Origin of the sequence: Quadrisphaera granulorum (assembly GCF_003149145.1) — a bacterium.
GTDB lineage: Bacteria > Actinomycetota > Actinomycetes > Actinomycetales > Quadrisphaeraceae > Quadrisphaera > Quadrisphaera granulorum.
This window is the reverse complement of record NZ_QGDQ01000048.1, coordinates 1-14613: the sequence shown is the minus strand read 5'-3', so window position 1 is coordinate 14613 and position 14613 is coordinate 1. Positions and strand designations below refer to the sequence as shown.

Annotated in this window: 13 protein-coding genes and 1 pseudogene; 8 read left to right on the top strand and 6 right to left on the bottom strand. The window is 72.6% G+C overall.

The features are described 5' to 3' along the window. Positions 1–683, bottom strand: a pseudogene (locus BXY45_RS21995) (hypothetical protein); the annotation flags it as partial. 390 nt (positions 684–1073) lie between these two features. On the opposite strand from BXY45_RS21995, the gene BXY45_RS21990 reads away from it, so the two are divergent. From BXY45_RS21990 to BXY45_RS21970, 5 genes are all read left to right on the top strand, one after another. Beyond that, positions 1074–2132 (top strand): acyl-CoA dehydrogenase, encoded by a 1059-nt coding sequence (locus BXY45_RS21990; RefSeq protein WP_109776674.1) that lies wholly within the window; start codon positions 1074–1076, stop codon positions 2130–2132. A gap of 98 nt (positions 2133–2230) precedes the next feature. Beyond that, positions 2231–2998 carry a PAQR family membrane homeostasis protein TrhA gene (gene trhA, locus BXY45_RS21985; RefSeq protein WP_170131684.1) on the top strand — a complete coding sequence of 256 codons (768 nt, stop codon included), beginning with the start codon at positions 2231–2233 and terminating at the stop codon, positions 2996–2998. A gap of 157 nt (positions 2999–3155) precedes the next feature. Then, complete coding sequence (trhA, locus tag BXY45_RS21980; protein WP_211319843.1) at positions 3156–3863, top strand: PAQR family membrane homeostasis protein TrhA; 708 nt, start codon at positions 3156–3158, stop codon at positions 3861–3863. A gap of 78 nt (positions 3864–3941) precedes the next feature. Beyond that, on the top strand, positions 3942–6164 hold the full coding sequence (locus BXY45_RS21975; protein WP_109776672.1) for a carbon starvation CstA family protein: 2223 nt from the start codon (positions 3942–3944) through the stop codon (positions 6162–6164). Next, the gene (locus BXY45_RS21970; protein ID WP_109776671.1) at positions 6161–6364 is read left to right on the top strand and encodes a YbdD/YjiX family protein; all 204 of its coding nucleotides are present in this window, start codon (positions 6161–6163) and stop codon (positions 6362–6364) included. The genes BXY45_RS21975 and BXY45_RS21970 overlap by 4 nt, the downstream gene beginning before the upstream one ends. 107 nt (positions 6365–6471) lie before the next feature. Here BXY45_RS21970 and BXY45_RS21965 read toward each other — a convergent pair whose 3' ends face one another. Beyond that, positions 6472–7821, bottom strand: a complete 1350-nt coding sequence (locus BXY45_RS21965) for an MFS transporter (protein WP_170131683.1) — start codon at positions 7819–7821, stop codon at positions 6472–6474. Positions 7822–7857: 36 nt separating this feature from the next. On the opposite strand from BXY45_RS21965, the gene BXY45_RS21960 reads away from it, so the two are divergent. After that, the gene (locus BXY45_RS21960) at positions 7858–8649 is read left to right on the top strand and encodes an NAD-dependent epimerase/dehydratase family protein (protein ID WP_109776670.1); all 792 of its coding nucleotides are present in this window, start codon (positions 7858–7860) and stop codon (positions 8647–8649) included. A gap of 126 nt (positions 8650–8775) precedes the next feature. Here BXY45_RS21960 and BXY45_RS21955 read toward each other — a convergent pair whose 3' ends face one another. From BXY45_RS21955 to BXY45_RS21940, 4 genes are read right to left on the bottom strand one after another with little or no spacing between them, the layout of a single operon-like run. Further along, a complete protein-coding gene (locus BXY45_RS21955; RefSeq protein ID WP_218566958.1) occupies positions 8776–10053 on the bottom strand; it encodes a sulfate/molybdate ABC transporter ATP-binding protein in 1278 nt (425 codons plus the stop codon). Continuing rightward, positions 10050–10862: an ABC transporter permease gene (locus BXY45_RS21950; protein ID WP_109776669.1), complete on the bottom strand. Its 813-nt coding sequence runs from the start codon at positions 10860–10862 to the stop codon at positions 10050–10052. The genes BXY45_RS21955 and BXY45_RS21950 overlap by 4 nt, the downstream gene beginning before the upstream one ends. Before the next feature lie 8 nt (positions 10863–10870). Beyond that, entirely contained in the window at positions 10871–11692 is an 822-nt protein-coding gene (gene modA / locus BXY45_RS21945; RefSeq protein WP_109776668.1) for a molybdate ABC transporter substrate-binding protein, read from the bottom strand. After that, complete coding sequence (locus tag BXY45_RS21940) at positions 11689–12093, bottom strand: TOBE domain-containing protein (protein ID WP_109776667.1); 405 nt, start codon at positions 12091–12093, stop codon at positions 11689–11691. Before BXY45_RS21940 ends, modA begins: the two co-directional genes overlap by 4 nt. Positions 12094–12263: 170 nt before the next feature. Between BXY45_RS21940 and BXY45_RS21935 the strand changes: the two genes are divergently transcribed. Together BXY45_RS21935 and BXY45_RS21930 are read left to right on the top strand one after the other, a co-directional pair. Then, on the top strand, positions 12264–12716 hold the full coding sequence (locus tag BXY45_RS21935) for a MarR family winged helix-turn-helix transcriptional regulator (RefSeq protein ID WP_109776666.1): 453 nt from the start codon (positions 12264–12266) through the stop codon (positions 12714–12716). A gap of 80 nt (positions 12717–12796) precedes the next feature. Continuing rightward, entirely contained in the window at positions 12797–14488 is a 1692-nt protein-coding gene (locus BXY45_RS21930) for an MDR family MFS transporter (RefSeq protein ID WP_109776675.1), read from the top strand. The last annotated feature ends 125 nt before the right edge of the window (positions 14489–14613 follow it).

Genomic DNA, 14613 nt, shown 5'->3' with positions numbered 1-14613 from the left:
CCCGCCGCCGGACCAGCGGGGAGTCCGGTCGGGAGTCCAGCTGCGGGTTCGGCAGCGTCCTCGGCGCTGTCGGCGGCCGTGTCGGGATCAGCGTCAGCATCGGAGTCGGCGGTCGCGTCGCCGTCGCCGTCCTGGTCACCAGAGTCGCCCTCACCGGCGGTGGGGGTGGGGTGCTGGGGTGGGGCGGTCAGAGCGGCGGCGAGTTTGACTTCGGTGTTGGCGCGTTGGGGGCTGGAGCCGGTGTGGGTCAGCACGAGGTCGACGAGGTTGGTGGCTCCGACGGTGCGTAGGTCTTCGGGTGTGAAGGTGGCCAGTAGGCGTAGCAGGACGGCGTCGGTGAGGTCGCGGGCCTCAGCGATCCGCTGGAGGGCTTCGACGCGCTGGTGGGCGCCGGTGGTGGACAGGTAGCAGGCGGCGGTGGCCGCCTCGTCCAGAGCGGTACGGGTGGTGTGCAGGGCATCGGCCAGGGGCCCGGTCAGGGGTAGTGGGGGGATGTCAGCGAACAGGCCGGACTGTGAGGTGGGGTCCGCGCCTGCCTGCCTCGCAGGAGCAGTGGGGGCGCCCAGGGCGCCGGGGGCCAGGGGCTCCCACCCTTCCCAGGGTGGGGAAGCGGTGGGGGCGCTGGTGGGCAGGCCGGCGTCGTCGGCGCCACCGTGGGGCGCTTCGGTGCCGGTCCAGGTCATGGAAGAGACGGTAGGGGTCACCACCGACAGTCCGATGGGCGTTCGAAGTGGCTGCATGGGGCGGCGTGTCGAGCAATCTGAGGTCCACCCGTTCGGAGTAATCACACTGGCGGACTTCGTGCGTTCGGTGGGGCTCACCGGCGGCGGCCCACTGCCACTGACTCATCCGGGGCTCCAGGGGTAGGTACGCCGTAGCCCCCGGCGAGGGGAGCCACAGCAACCGCCTTCCAGCGGCCGACAGCGTCGCGCCCGGCGATCAACGCAGAGTGATCGACGCGTCAACGGGCGCCGGGGCGCGCGGGCGGGTGACGATGCTCCGCGGACCCATTCACCGCGCGACGGCATCCGCCGTCGTCTTCCAGACACTCCACGACTCGCGAGGAGGCTGCGGTGTCCCCGCAGACCACGACGGCACCCACTCCGGCAGTCGCAACGGCACGACGCCTGGCCGAGGAGCTCCTCGCGCCTCACGCCGCCGCCGTGGAGGCCGCAGGCGCGGTACCCCGTTCCCACCTGGAGGCCCTCGCGCAGGCCGGCCTGCGCGCCGTGGACGGCGACGACGCCCTCGCCGTCGTCGAAGAGCTGGCCGCCGGTGACCTGGCCACCGCGTTCGTGTGGATCCAGCAGGTGGGGGTGGCGCGCTGGCTCGAGGCGGGCAGCGCCGCCGATGGTCGGTGGGCCACTCAGCTCGACGACCTGCGCGCCGGTCGCACCCACGCGGGCATCGCCCTGCAGGCGGCCCTACGGCCCGGTCCCGCCGCCGTGGTGGCACGCCGGCTGACTCAGGACGACGACGGCGACGGCTGGGTGCTCGACGGCGCCGTCCCCTGGGTCACGGGATGGGGCCTGCTCGACGCCCTGCTGCTCACCGCGCGCGACGGCGAGGAAGTGCTCTTCCTCCTGCTCGACCTGCGCACGGTGCGCGACGGCGACGGCGACATTCCCCGGCTGCGCGCCGAGGCGCTGCCGCTGGCTGCCGTGCGCGCCAGTCGCACGGTCCAGCTGCATCTGGACGGCGTCCACGTCGGAGCTGGGCAGCTCGTGGCGCGGGCCCAGCACGCTGCGCTGCTCGCCGGCGACGCCGCTGGCCTGCGTCCCAACGGATCGCTGGCCCTAGGCCTCGTGCTCCGGTGCGTACGGGCCCTGGGCGACGGTGGGGGGACGGCTCAGCACGTCGAGCGCGCGACAGCGCTCGCCGCCGAGCTGGACGCGGTGCGGCAGCAGCTGGACGCCGCAGGGCCGGCGGAACTGCCCGCCGCGCGAGCTGCCGCGGTCGATCTGGCCTGGCGCGCAGCGGCCACACTCTCGCTGACCACAGGCAGCAGCGCCGTCATCTCCGGCTCGTTGGCGGAGCGCACCGTGCGGGAGGCGCTGTTCCTGCTCGTGTTCGGCTCCCGCCCGGCGATCCGTGAGGCCCTCCTCGACGGCCTGCTGCCCGGCGCTCACTGACGTCCGGAAAGGCCACCACCCACTTCTCGCGCAGCGGCCACCGGCCGGCCACCTCGCCGTCGTCCTGCGGAACACCCACGCCGGTAGACAGGCGGTTCGTGAGCTCGACGAGCCCCGCCCTGCCCGCGCACGACGTTGCCGGACCAGTGAGTACGCCCCGCCTTGCTGGCCGAGCGATCCCGCGCCAGCTCTTGCGGCGCATCCCCGCCCGCAACACCACCGCTGGCACCGCTCCGTTCACCGACAGGCCCGTACTCCGGGGCTGGCTTCATGCGGCCTTCGCGCCGGTCGCCGTCCTCAGCAGTGCCGTCCTGCTGCCCCGCGCCTCGACACCGATGCAGGTGTGGGCGGTCGCGGTCTTCGTGGCGGTGAGTGCGGCGCTCTTCACCACCAGCGCGCTCTACCACCGGCGGACCTGGTCGCCGCAGGCGCTGCTGCGCATGCAGCGAATCGACCACGGCAACATCCCGCTGACGGTCGCGGCGGGGGCAACTCCGCTCCTCCTGGCGGGCATTCCTGACGACGACGGCAGGCTGCTCCTCGGCGCCATGTGGACGGCTGCGCTCCTCGTGGCTGCGTCGCGATGGGTCTGGCCGAGCTGCCCCCGACCGCTGCACACGGCAGGCACGGTGGCTCTCGGCTGGGCGGTGGCGCCCGCGCTCCCGGCGGTCGCGGCCCAGGGGCATCCCGTGGCGGCGGCGCTCGTCGTCGTCTGCGGTCTGCTCTGCACTGCGGGCGGCCTCGTGTACGCCACGCGCTGGCCCGAGCCCTCCCCGCGCTGGTTCGGCCATCACGAGGTCTTTCACGCGCTCACCGTGGCCGCGTGGCCGCTGCACGCCGGCGCGGTGTGGCTGCTCCTCGGGTGACGACGACGAGGCGGGCGCCCGACAGCGCCCCAGCGAGACTCAGCGGAGACCGGCAGACATCGGGCCCAGGTCCTTGCCAGGGCCGCCTGATACCACCGAGCATGAACACCTCGCCTCCCGCCAACCGCGCGGGCCGGCCCACCGCGGAGGTGACCCCGTGAGCGCATCCCACCCCCTTCCCACCCGCCCCGGGCTGCCAGCTCCCGCCGTGCCCGCCCCGACAGTGGTCAAGCCGCTGATGCGAGGGTGGTTGCACGCCGGAGCCGTCCCGCTGGTGCTGGCGGCCGGGATCGTGCTGGTCTGCCTGGCCAGTCGACAGCACGGCGCCGCAGCCACCACGGCCTCGGTAGCGATCTTCGCGGGCACGAGCACGGTGCTGTTCGCCACGAGCGCCGTGTACCACCGCTTCCGCTGGTCGGACCGGGCGCGGCTGTGGCTGATGCGCGCCGACCACGGGAACATCCCGCTGGTCATCGCCGGGTCAATGACGCCGGTCGCGCTGCTGGGCCTGACGGGAGGATGGCGCGTCGGTGTCCTTGCGACGGTGTGGACGGCGGCCCTGCTGGCGGTGGCGTTCCGCTGGCTGTGGCCGCGGTGCCCCCGGGCGCTGCACACGAGCATCTCCCTGGTCCTCGGGTGGGCCCTGCTGCCCGCGCTGCCCGTACTGCTGGCGCACGGCGGTGTCGCGGTGTTCACGCTCGTGCTCGTCGGTGGTGCCCTGTACACGGTCGGCGGTGTCGTCTACGGGCTCAAGCGGCCCAACCCGTGGCCGCGCACCTTCGGCTTCCACGAGGTGTTCCACACGCTCACGCTGCTCGCATGGCCGGCGCACTACGTGGCGATCAGCCTGCTGGCCTACCGCTGACCCACCCCGGGAAGGCGTCCCCCGCGAGACCGACGTAGCCTCCTCAGCGATCTCACAGCCGAGAACGAGGAGCCGACCATGGCGACCGCGACGACGACGTCCGAGCCGGACGAGGTCGACCAGCCCCAGACAGCACCACCTCGCTCGAGAGCCGGACAGGTGGCGCTATGGACCGGGGTCTCCCTGGTCGGCGCCGCGTGCTGGACCGTGCTGGCGATCTCGCGCGGAGAGTCGGTCAGCGCACTGTGGATCCTCTTCGCGGCGCTGTGCTCGTATGCCATCGCGTACCGCTTCTACGCCCGCTTCATCACCTACCGGGTGCTGCGCGCTGACGACCGCCGCGCCACGCCGGCGGAGCGGCTCGAGAACGGCTCCGACTACGAGGTCACCGACCGCCGCGTGCTGTTCGGGCACCACTTCGCGGCCATCGCTGGTGCCGGCCCGCTCGTCGGCCCGGTACTCGCGGCACAGATGGGGTACCTGCCCGGGACCATCTGGATCGTCGTCGGCGTGATCTTCGCGGGGGCGGTGCAGGACCTCGTCGTCCTGTTCTTCTCCATGCGGCGCAACGGCAAGAGCCTCGGGCAGATGGTGCGCGAGGAGATCGGTGTCGTCGGCGGGATCGCCGCGCTCATCGCGGTCTTCGCCATCATGATCATCATCCTGGCGGTGCTGGCGCTCATCGTGGTCAACGCCCTGGCGGAGTCTCCGTGGGGCGTCTTCTCCATCGCGCTGACCATCCCGATCGCCCTCTTCATGGGCGTGTACCTGCGCTTCCTGCGGCCCGGCCGGGTACTCGAGACCACCGCCATCGGCGTGGTGCTGCTGCTGGCCGCCATCATCGGCGGCGGCTACGTCGAGCAGCTCGGTCTGGCGGAGTCGCTGACGCTGAGCAAGGAGACGCTGGTCATCGGGCTGGTCGTCTACGGCTTCGTGGCGTCGGTGCTGCCGGTGTGGCTGCTGCTCACCCCGCGCGACTACCTCTCGACCTTCATGAAGGTCGGCGTCATCGTGCTGCTGGCGGCAGCGCTGCTGCTGGCCCGTCCGGTGCTCGCCAACGACGCCATCACCAGCTTCGCCCGCGAGGGCAACGGGCCGGTGTTCGCCGGGTCGCTGTTCCCGTTCGTCTTCATCACCATCGCGTGCGGGGCGCTGTCGGGCTTCCACGCCCTCATCTCCTCGGGCACCACGCCCAAGATGGTGGCCAAGGAGCGCCAGGTCCGGTTCATCGGCTACGGCGGCATGCTCATGGAGAGCTTCGTGGCCATCAGCGCGCTCATCGCCGCGTCGGTCATCGACCAGGGCCTCTACTACGCCATGAACGCCCCAGCCGGCGCCACCGGCGGCACGCCGGAGACAGCTGCCGCGTACGTGAGCGGGCTGGGGTTCCCCGCGACGCCCGACGCCCTGGCCGCAGCCGCGGCGGCCATCCAGGAGCCGAGCATCATCAGCCGCACCGGTGGTGCGCCGACGCTGGCGATGGGGATCTCGCAGATCTTCCACGAGGCGTTCGGCGGGAACATGCAGGCGTTCTGGTACCACTTCGCGATCATGTTCGAGGCGCTGTTCATCCTCACCGCCGTCGACGCCGGCACCCGCGTGGGCCGCTTCATGCTGCAGGACACCGTCGGCAACGTCTGGCCGAAGTTCGGTGACCTCACGTGGCGCACGGGCACGTACATCGCCAGCGCCGTCGTCGTCGGAGCTTGGGGCTACTTCCTGTACACCGGCGTCACCGACCCGCTCGGTGGCATCAACCAGCTGTTCCCGCTGTTCGGCATCGCCAACCAGCTGCTCGCCGCCATCGCGCTGACGCTGTGCACGACGCTGCTCATCAAGCACGGCAAGGTGAAGTACGCCTGGGTCACCGGCATCCCGCTGGCGTGGGACCTCATCGTGACCATGGCGGCCAGCTGGCAGAAGGTGTTCTCCTCCAACCCGGCCATCGGCTACTTCGCGCAGGCGTCGCGCTACCGCGACGCGCTCGCCAGTGGTCAAGTGCTGGCGCCCGCCAAGGACGCCGCGCAGATGCAGCAGGTGGTCACCAACTCGACCACCAACGGGGTACTGCAGTCGCTGTTCGCCCTGCTGGTGATCATCGTGGCGGCCAACGCCGCGCTCGTCATCGTGCGGGCGCTGCGCGCCGGCTCGCTGCCCACCACCGAGGTGCCGTTCGAGCGGTCGCAGCTGGTGGAGCCCGCCGGCATGGTCGCCACCGCCGAGGAGAAGGAGGCGGTGCGCCAGCACGTCACCGCGGGCGGCCGCGTGGCCGGTGGCGGCCACGGAGGGGGCCACCGGTGAAGGCGCAGCTCGTCAGCAGCCCTCTCGCGAAGGCCGTCGCGGGGGTGCGCTGGTACCTGCGCGAGATCGGCGGCACCGCCCGCTGGGAGGCCTACCTCGAGCACTGCCGCGAGCACGGGCACACCCCGGTGAGCCGGGGCGAGTTCGAACGGGCGCGCACCGACGCGAAGGCCGCCGCGCCCGGTGCCCGCTGCTGCTGACGCGCCCCCCTCCTCTCACGCACTTTCCGCGGCAAGTGCGCCACCCCTCGCTGGGGAAGCGCACTTGCCGCGGAAAGTGCGAAGGGAAGGGGCGAGCAGGCGGAGGATCAGGACGACGAGAGCGCAGCCGCGGCGGGGCGAGGGGCCCGACGCAGCGACACCGACAGCACCGCCGCGACCGCACACAGCGCCGCCCCGCCGACCCACGCCGCGGTGTACGTCCCCGTCTGCTCCCGCAGCACCCCCGCCACACCGGCCGCGAGCGCCGCGCCCAGCTGGTGGGCCGCGAACACCCACCCGAACACCACGGTGCCGGCGGAGCCGAACAGCTCCCGGCAGAGCACGGCGGTGGGCGGCACGGTGGCCACCCAGTCGAGTCCGTACACGACGACGAACAGCAGCATGCTCGGGTGCACAGACGGGCCGAGCAGCCACGGCAGCACCACCAGCCCGACCCCGCGGAAGGCGTAGTACCCCAGGAGCAGCAGCCGCGGGTCGAACCTGTCGGTGAGAAACCCCGAGGCGATGGTTCCGACGATGTCGAAGACGCCGACGACGGCGAGGAGCCCGGCGGCCGTCGTCGTCGCCATGCCGTGATCGTGCGCTGAGGGCACGAAGTGCACCCCCACGAGGCCGTTGGTGGTGGCGCCGCAGATCGCGAACGCCCCGGCGAGCCCCCAGAACGCCGGGCGCCGGCTCGCCGTGCGCAGCGCGGCGACAGCCCGGCCTGCCGCTCCCCCGCGACCCACCGGCGGTGACGCCTGCGCCAGGGCGGTCTCCCCGGGCGCTGGTTCAGCGGCGCCATACGGGAGGACGCCGAGGTCGAGCGGCCTGTCACGCAGGAACAGCAGGACAAGGGGGACGACGGCGAGCGCGGCAGCGGCCACCACGAGCGTCGCCGTGCGCCATCCCAGCGCGTCGGACGCCCACGCGACCACGGGCAACAGCGACAGCTGGCCCGTGGCGCTGCCGGCGGTGAGCACGCCGATGACGAGGCCGCGGCGCCGCACGAACCAGCGGTCGGCCACAGTGGCGGCGAACACCAGCGCCATCGACCCGGTGCCCAGTCCGATGAGCAACCCCCAGGTGGGCAGCAGCTGCCAGGCAGCCTGGGCGCGCGAGGACAGCGCTGCGCCGGTGGCAATGAGCAGCAGGGCGGACGCGACGACCCGCCGCATGCCGAAGCGCTCCATGAGCGCGGCAGCGAACGGCGCGGTCAGCCCGAAGAGGACGAGGTTAAGGCTGACCGCCAGCGACATGAGGGACGTCGACCAGCCGAGCTCCTCGTGCAGCGGCACCATGAGCACGCCGGGTGCTGCGCGAAACCCTGCCGCACCGACGAGCGCGATGAAGGCGACAGCAGCCACCACCCACGCCGGGTGAAAGCGACGGCCCTTCGGGCGGCGACCGGCGCTTCGCGTCGACGGCAGGTCGGGCTGGGCGGAGGCACTGACCACGGGTCACAGTCTGCGGCCCGTGGGTAGCGTCGGGGAGTGCCTTCCCCGAGCGATGCTCCCCTCGGCGCCAGCCGCCGCGTCGTCGTCACCGGTGCCGCCGGCCGGATCGGGAGGGCGACCGCTCCCCTGCTGCCGTCGGCTTGGGGTGTGCAGCTCACGGACCTGCGCCCCGGCGCGCCTCCCGGCAGTGGCCTGGACGTGGAGGCGCTCGACGTCACGGACGAGGCAGCCTGCCGGTCAGCGTTCGAGGGCGCCGACGCCGTCGTGCACCTCGCAGGGGTGCCGGACCCCGCCGCGACGTGGGAGCAACTGTTGCCCGCCAACGTGATCGGTACCCACGCCGTGGCAGCGGCCGCCGTCGCTGCCGGGGTGAGGCGGTTGGTGGTGTGCAGCAGCCTGCAGGCGGTGTCGGCCCCACCGGCGGTGCATCAGGTCCGCAGCGAAGACCCGCCCCGTCCGACGAACCTCTACGGAGCAACCAAGGGCTGGGCGGAGCTGGTCGGCTCGTGGGTGGCTGCGACGAGCAGCACGTCGGTGGTGGCGCTGCGGATCGGGTACTTCAACGAGCAGCCGCCGCCGTGGCCAGGCACGACACCCCGGGATAAAGCGGCCTGGCTGTCCGTGCGCGACGCCGCGGAACTGCTGCGTGCCGCGGTGGAGGCGGACCTGCGGGAGGTCGACGGCACGCCGGTGGGCCACGGCGCAGGGTTCGTGGTGGTCAACGGCATCTCGGCGGGGCGGTACCGCAAGGCCGACCTCTCGACCACGCACCGGGTGCTCGGCTACCGCCCCCTCGACGACGCGTGGGCCGGTGAGCCGCTCCCCTGACCTGCCGTGCACCCCGATAGCGGTCAGGAGTGGTCACAGCGGCGTGCAGAAGTGCGCTGACGGGCGCTCCAGAGGCCATTTCGCGGAGTTCTGCACGCCGCTGTGACCAGGTTCGAGCCTGCACAGTCAGCGGCGAGCGGCGTGGACGGCCACCTCGGCGGCCTTCACGGCAAACCAGACGCGCGAGCCCGGCACGAGGTCGAGGTCAGCCGCGGATGCCGCGGTGATGTCGGCGGCCAGCACGGGCGCCGCCGCAGGGTGGCCGACCGGGCCGGAGTCGACCGGGCCGGAGTCGCCCGGGCCGGAGTTGCCCGGACTGATGCTGGCCGGGTCGGCCTCGACGCTGCCCCGCACCCGGACCAGGGCTCCGCGCGGCTCGACGGCGCTCACCAGCACGGGGATCGTGTTGCGCGGGCTCGAGACGCCCGTCGCGGGATGCTCACGGTGAATCGCGACCGCTGCCGGTGGGAACACCGCCACCGCAGCGTCCCCCGCTGAACAGCCCGGGTCGAGCACCCCCGCCACCGTCGGACCGGATTCGGCGCGCAGGCCATCCGCCGCCGCCGTGCCCGCCAGGAGGTTGAGCTCCGCGAGGCGTGCGGCGAAGGCGCTGCGGGGCTGGCTGAGCACCTCGCGGACAGGTCCTTCTTCGACCACGTGGCCGGCATCGAGCACCACCGCGCGGTCGGCGAGGGCGAGGGCGTCCAGCGGGTCGTGCGTCACGAGAAGCACCGGAGGCTGAGGAGGCTGGCCAGGCCCTGCGCCGTCCTGGGCTTCCGAGAGCACCCGCCGCAGCAGCTGACGCACCTCCGGAGCGGCGGTGACGTCGAGCGCGGCCATCGGCTCGTCGAGCAGCAACGCCCGCGGCTGGGCAGCCAGCGCCCGGGCCACCGCCACCCGCTGCGCCTGCCCACCGCTCAGCTGGCCGGGGCGCCGGTCGGCGAGGTGGGTCAGGTCGACCCGCTCGAGCCACCGGGCGGCGGCGTCCCGAGCAGCCCGGCGGCTCGCCCCCGCGGCCCGCGGGCCGAAGGCGACGTTGTCGAGCACGGACAGGTGCGGGAACAGGAGCGGCTCCTGGGCGAGGAGCGCGACCCCGCGCCGGTGCGGCGGCAGATCCACGGGTCGGTTCATCGGGCCGCCCGGCACAGCGCCCGAGCCACCCGAGGACCCCACGGCGAGCAGCACCTCACCGTCCAGCTCGACCCGCCCGCGATCCGGGCGCAGCATCCCCGCGGCGACCCCGAGCAGGGTCGACTTGCCGGCACCGTTGGCGCCCAGCAGCGCCACCACTTCTCCGGGTGCGACGTGCACCTGGGCGCTGACCCCGCGCACCTGGACCTCGGCCGCGACCAGCAGCCCCCTGTCGTGAGCGGCGACGCTGGACTGAGCGGCCCGGGCGCTCACACCCCCTCCGTCCGGCGGCCCCGGGTCACGACGATGACCACGACGGCCACCACCACGAGCACGAGGGAGAGGGCGACGGCGCCCCGCGCGTCGCTCTCGCGCTGCAGGTACACCTCCAGCGGCAGGGTCCGGGTGACGCCCTGCAGACTCCCGGCGAACGTCAACGTGGCGCCGAACTCCCCCAGTGACCGCGCGAACGCCAGCACCGTGCCCGAGGCCAGCCCCGGCAGCACGAGCGGCAGCGTCACGCGCCGCAGCACGATGGACGGTGAGGCGCCGAGCGTCGCCGCGACCTGCTCGTACCGGGTGCCTCTCCCCCGCAGGGCGCCCTCCAGCGACAGCACGAGGAACGGCATCGCCACGAAGGCCTGCGCGATGACCACCGCCGCGGTGGAGAACGCGATCCGCAGCCCGAGCACCTCCAGGCTTGACCCGAGCAGCCCCTGCCGACCGAACGTGTAGAGCAGCGCGATGCCCCCGACCACGGGCGGCAGCACCAGCGGCACGAGCACCAGCGATCGCAGCAGCCGCAGCCCTGGAAACGAGCAGCGCGCCAGGACCAGTGCGAGCGGCACGCCCAGCAGCAGGCAGACCGCGGTGCTGCAGCTGGCCGTCACCAGCGACAGCCGCAGCGCCGCGAGCGAGGCGTCGGAGGTGACCAGGGCGGGGAAGGCGGCCCAGTCGACCTTGACGACGACGGCGACCAGCGGCAGCACCACGAACGCCGCGCCGAGCGCCGCCGGCGCGAAGGCCCAGCCCGGCAGGCCCGCCCGCTGCTGAGCGGAGCGCTGTTGACCGGACCGAAGCACTTGCCGGCTCAGGGTGCCCCGAACCCGGCCGCCTGCAGCACCGCCCGCCCGTCGGGGCCTGCCACGTACGCGGCAAAGTCCTTGGCGAGCTCAGGCTGCGCCGCTCCGGACAGCGGGGCGATCGGGTAGGTGTTCACCGCGCCGCTGCTCTCGGGGAAGGTCACCTCGGTGACCTTCCCCGCGGCGCCGCGGGCGTCGGTGACGTAGACGAGGCCAGCGTCGGCCTCGCCAGACTCGACCTTGGTGAGCACGTCGGTGACGGAACTCTCCTCGCTGACGGGCGTCAGCGTCACCCCCGTGGCCTTCTCGACGCGCTCGGTGGCTGCACCGCACGGCACCTGCGGCGCGCAGACCACCAGCGCGGTGCCGGACTCGGCCAGGTCCGCGAACGTCGCGACGCCCTTCGGGTTGCCCGGCGGCGTGACGATGGTCAGCACGTTGGTGGCGAAGGGCACCGGCGCAGCCGCGGTGAGCCCCGCGTCGACCACCTTGGTCATGTTGGCCTGGTCGGCGGAGGCGAAGACGTCGGCCGGGGCACCGTTCTGGATCTGCGTGGCGAGGTCGGACGACCCGGCGAAGCTGAACGTCACGTCCACACCAGCATGCGCCTTCTCGAACTGCTCACCCAGGGTCGTGAACGTGCTCTTCAGCGAGGCGGCGGCGAACACCGTGAGCGTCCCCGTGGACACCAAGGAGGACGACGACGGCGAGCCGGCGGGCGTCGTCGTCGTGCTCGAGGCCGTGCCCGTCGGTGTACTGGAGGCGCAGCCGCTGAGCAGGAGCGCCGCGGTGCCCGCGACGGCGAGGGCGACGAGCCGCAGGCGCCTCACGACGTGCCGCCGGGGGTCTCGACGATGACGGTGGTGGCCTTGACGACGGCGACGGCGGTACGGCCGGGCTCCAGCTGCAGCTCGCGGGCGGCTTCGGAGCTCATGAGCGAAGTGACGCGGTGCGGGCCGCACTGCAGCTCGACCTGGGCCATGACGCCGTCGGCGACGACGGAGGTGACCAGCCCGACGAAGCGGTTGCGCGCCGACCTGCCGACGCCGGAGGGGTCGGCAGGGGTGGGGCCGGCGTGGTCGCGGGCGAAGGCGGCGAGCTCGGCGCCGTCGATGACGGTGCGGCCTGAGGGGCCGCGCTGGGCGGTGAGGGATCCGGAGTCGGTCCAGCGGCGGACGGTGTCATCGCTGACGCCGAGCAGCGCGGCGGCCTCGCGGATGGAGTACTGCACTCCGGGAGTTTAGCCGCATCTGCGACCTCAAGAGAGTGATGAATCCGCAGATGCGGATCTGTCAACCCTGGACTTGACCTGAGCGAAGGCATCCAAGCCCCCGGGAATGAAGTTGCCTGCCGCAAGCATTACTCCTATGGTTGCTTAAGCAAACTTCTTGAGGAGGTCCCGTGGCCACCACCCCCGCGTGCTCCGCCCTGCTGGACACCCTTCCCCGGCTCGTGCGGACCAAGCGCTCCGTGCTCGGACACACACGCACCGCACCGGTGTACGCGCTGAGCGCCGTCGCGACCCTCGGCCCGTGCCGCGTGTCGGAGGTCGCCGAGGCACTCGGACTCGACCTGTCGACCGTGAGTCGCCAGATCAGCCACCTTCGCGCCGAGGGGCTCGTCGAGGCGACCCCCGACGCCGCCGACGGTCGCTCCCACCGCCTGACCGCCTCCCCGGCCGGCGTCGCGGTGCTGCGCGCCGAGCGCCGCCGCATGGTCGACCAGCTCAACGAGCGGCTTGCCGACTGGGACGACTCCGAGCTGGCCGAGCTCATCGCCCTGGTGGAGCGCCTCACGGACGACCTCATGACCCCCCAGACCGCCACTCCCGCACCAGCCGCGAGGACCGCATGACCACCACCGCACACCGGCCGACCGCGGCCGTCACCGCCCCGCCCACGACGTCATCGCCCAGCCAGGGCGGGCAGGCCCCGATGACCCACCGGCAGATCCTCGAGGCGCTCTCGGGCCTGCTGCTGGGCATGTTCGTCGCCATCCTCAGCTCGACCGTCGTCTCCAACGCCCTGCCGACCATCCTCCCGGCGCTCGGCGGCGACGAGTCCGGCTACACCTGGGTGGTCACGGCCTCGCTGCTCGCCACCACGATCTCCACCCCGATCTGGGGCAAGCTCGCCGACATCTTGTCCAAGAAGGTGCTGGTCCAGGCCTCACTGGTGATCTTCGCGGTCTCGTCGATCGTCGCCGGGCTGTCGGTCAACGTGCCGATGCTCATCGCCTGCCGCGTCGGCCAGGGCCTGGGCGCCGGCGGCCTCACCGCCCTGGCGCAGATCATGCTCGCCACGATGATCTCCCCGCGCGAGCGGGGCAGGTACTCCGGCTACCTCGGCGCCACGTTTGCCCTGGCCACCGTCGGCGGCCCGCTCATCGGCGGCGTGCTCACCCAGCACCTCTCGTGGCACTACACGTTCTACGTGGGCGTGCCGTTCGCTGTCGCCGCGTTCATCGTCATCCAGAAGACGCTCAACCTGCCGGCCGTCGCCAAGCGGACGGTGCACATCGACTACTGGGGCGCCACGCTCCTGGCCGCCGGGGTCTCCGCGCTGCTCATCTGGGTGTCGCTGGCGGGCAAGAACTTCGCCTGGGTGTCGTGGCAGACCGCCGTCCTCGTGGGCGGCGGGGTGCTGCTGCTGGTCGCGATGGTCTTCGTCGAGCGACGCTCGCGGGAGCCGATCATCCCGCTGCACCTGTTCCGCTCCCCCACCACGGTGCTCGCCTCGATCGCCAGCCTCTTCGTGGGCGTCGCGATGTTCGGGGCCACGATCTTCCTGTCGCAGTACTTCCAGCTGGCCCGCGGCGACTCCCCCACGCAGGCCGGCCTCAGCACGATGCCGATGATCCTCGGCCTGTTCCTGTCCTCCACGGTGGTCGGCCAGCTGGTCACGCGCACCGGTCGGTGGAAGCGGTGGATCGTCACCGGTGGAGTTCTGCTCACCTCGGGTGTCGCCCTCATGGGGACGGTCGCCTGGAACACGCCCTACTGGATCGTGGCGATCTTCATGGCCCTGGTCGGACTCGGCGTCGGCATGATGATGCAGAACCTCGTCCTCGCGGTGCAGAACGTCACCGACCCCAAGGACATGGGCACGGCCAGCTCCTTCGTGGCCTTCACCCGCACCCTCGGCGGCGCGATCGGCGTCTCGGCGCTCGGCGCGTTCCTCAGTCACCGCGTGGCCGGCTACCTCGTGGCCGACCTCAAGGCGGCGGGCGTCGACCCGGCGGCAGCCGGTTCCGTGGCCGGCAGCGGCGGCGTGCCAGTGCTCTCGGAGATCCCGCAGCCGGTGCGCACCGTGGTGCAGACCGCGTTCGGGGCCGGCATCGCCGACATCTTCCTCGTGGCGGCACCGTTCGCCCTGCTCTCACTGCTGTTCGTACTGTTCTTCAAGGAGACGGCGCTGCGCACCTCGAACGCTCCCCGCACGTCACACTCCGAGGACGACGACGAGCAGCGCTCGTCCAGGCAGCGCGAGTCCCTGCACCACGACGATGCGCACCACGACGATGTGCACCACGGCAAGCACGCCGCCCCCGTCGAACCCGCGATGGGCGACGCCGACCACCTGGGCCGGCACGCCGACCGCCGGGTCCCGCTGGACGCCCATCACTGACGCCCACCCCCTCAGCACGCCCACCCACGACGATCACTCGAAAATGACCGAGAGGTGCGCTGGGAGGTGACTCAGGCGGCCTGGGCTTCGGCGTCGGTGAGAGCGACGTGGAAGCCGAGGCCTTC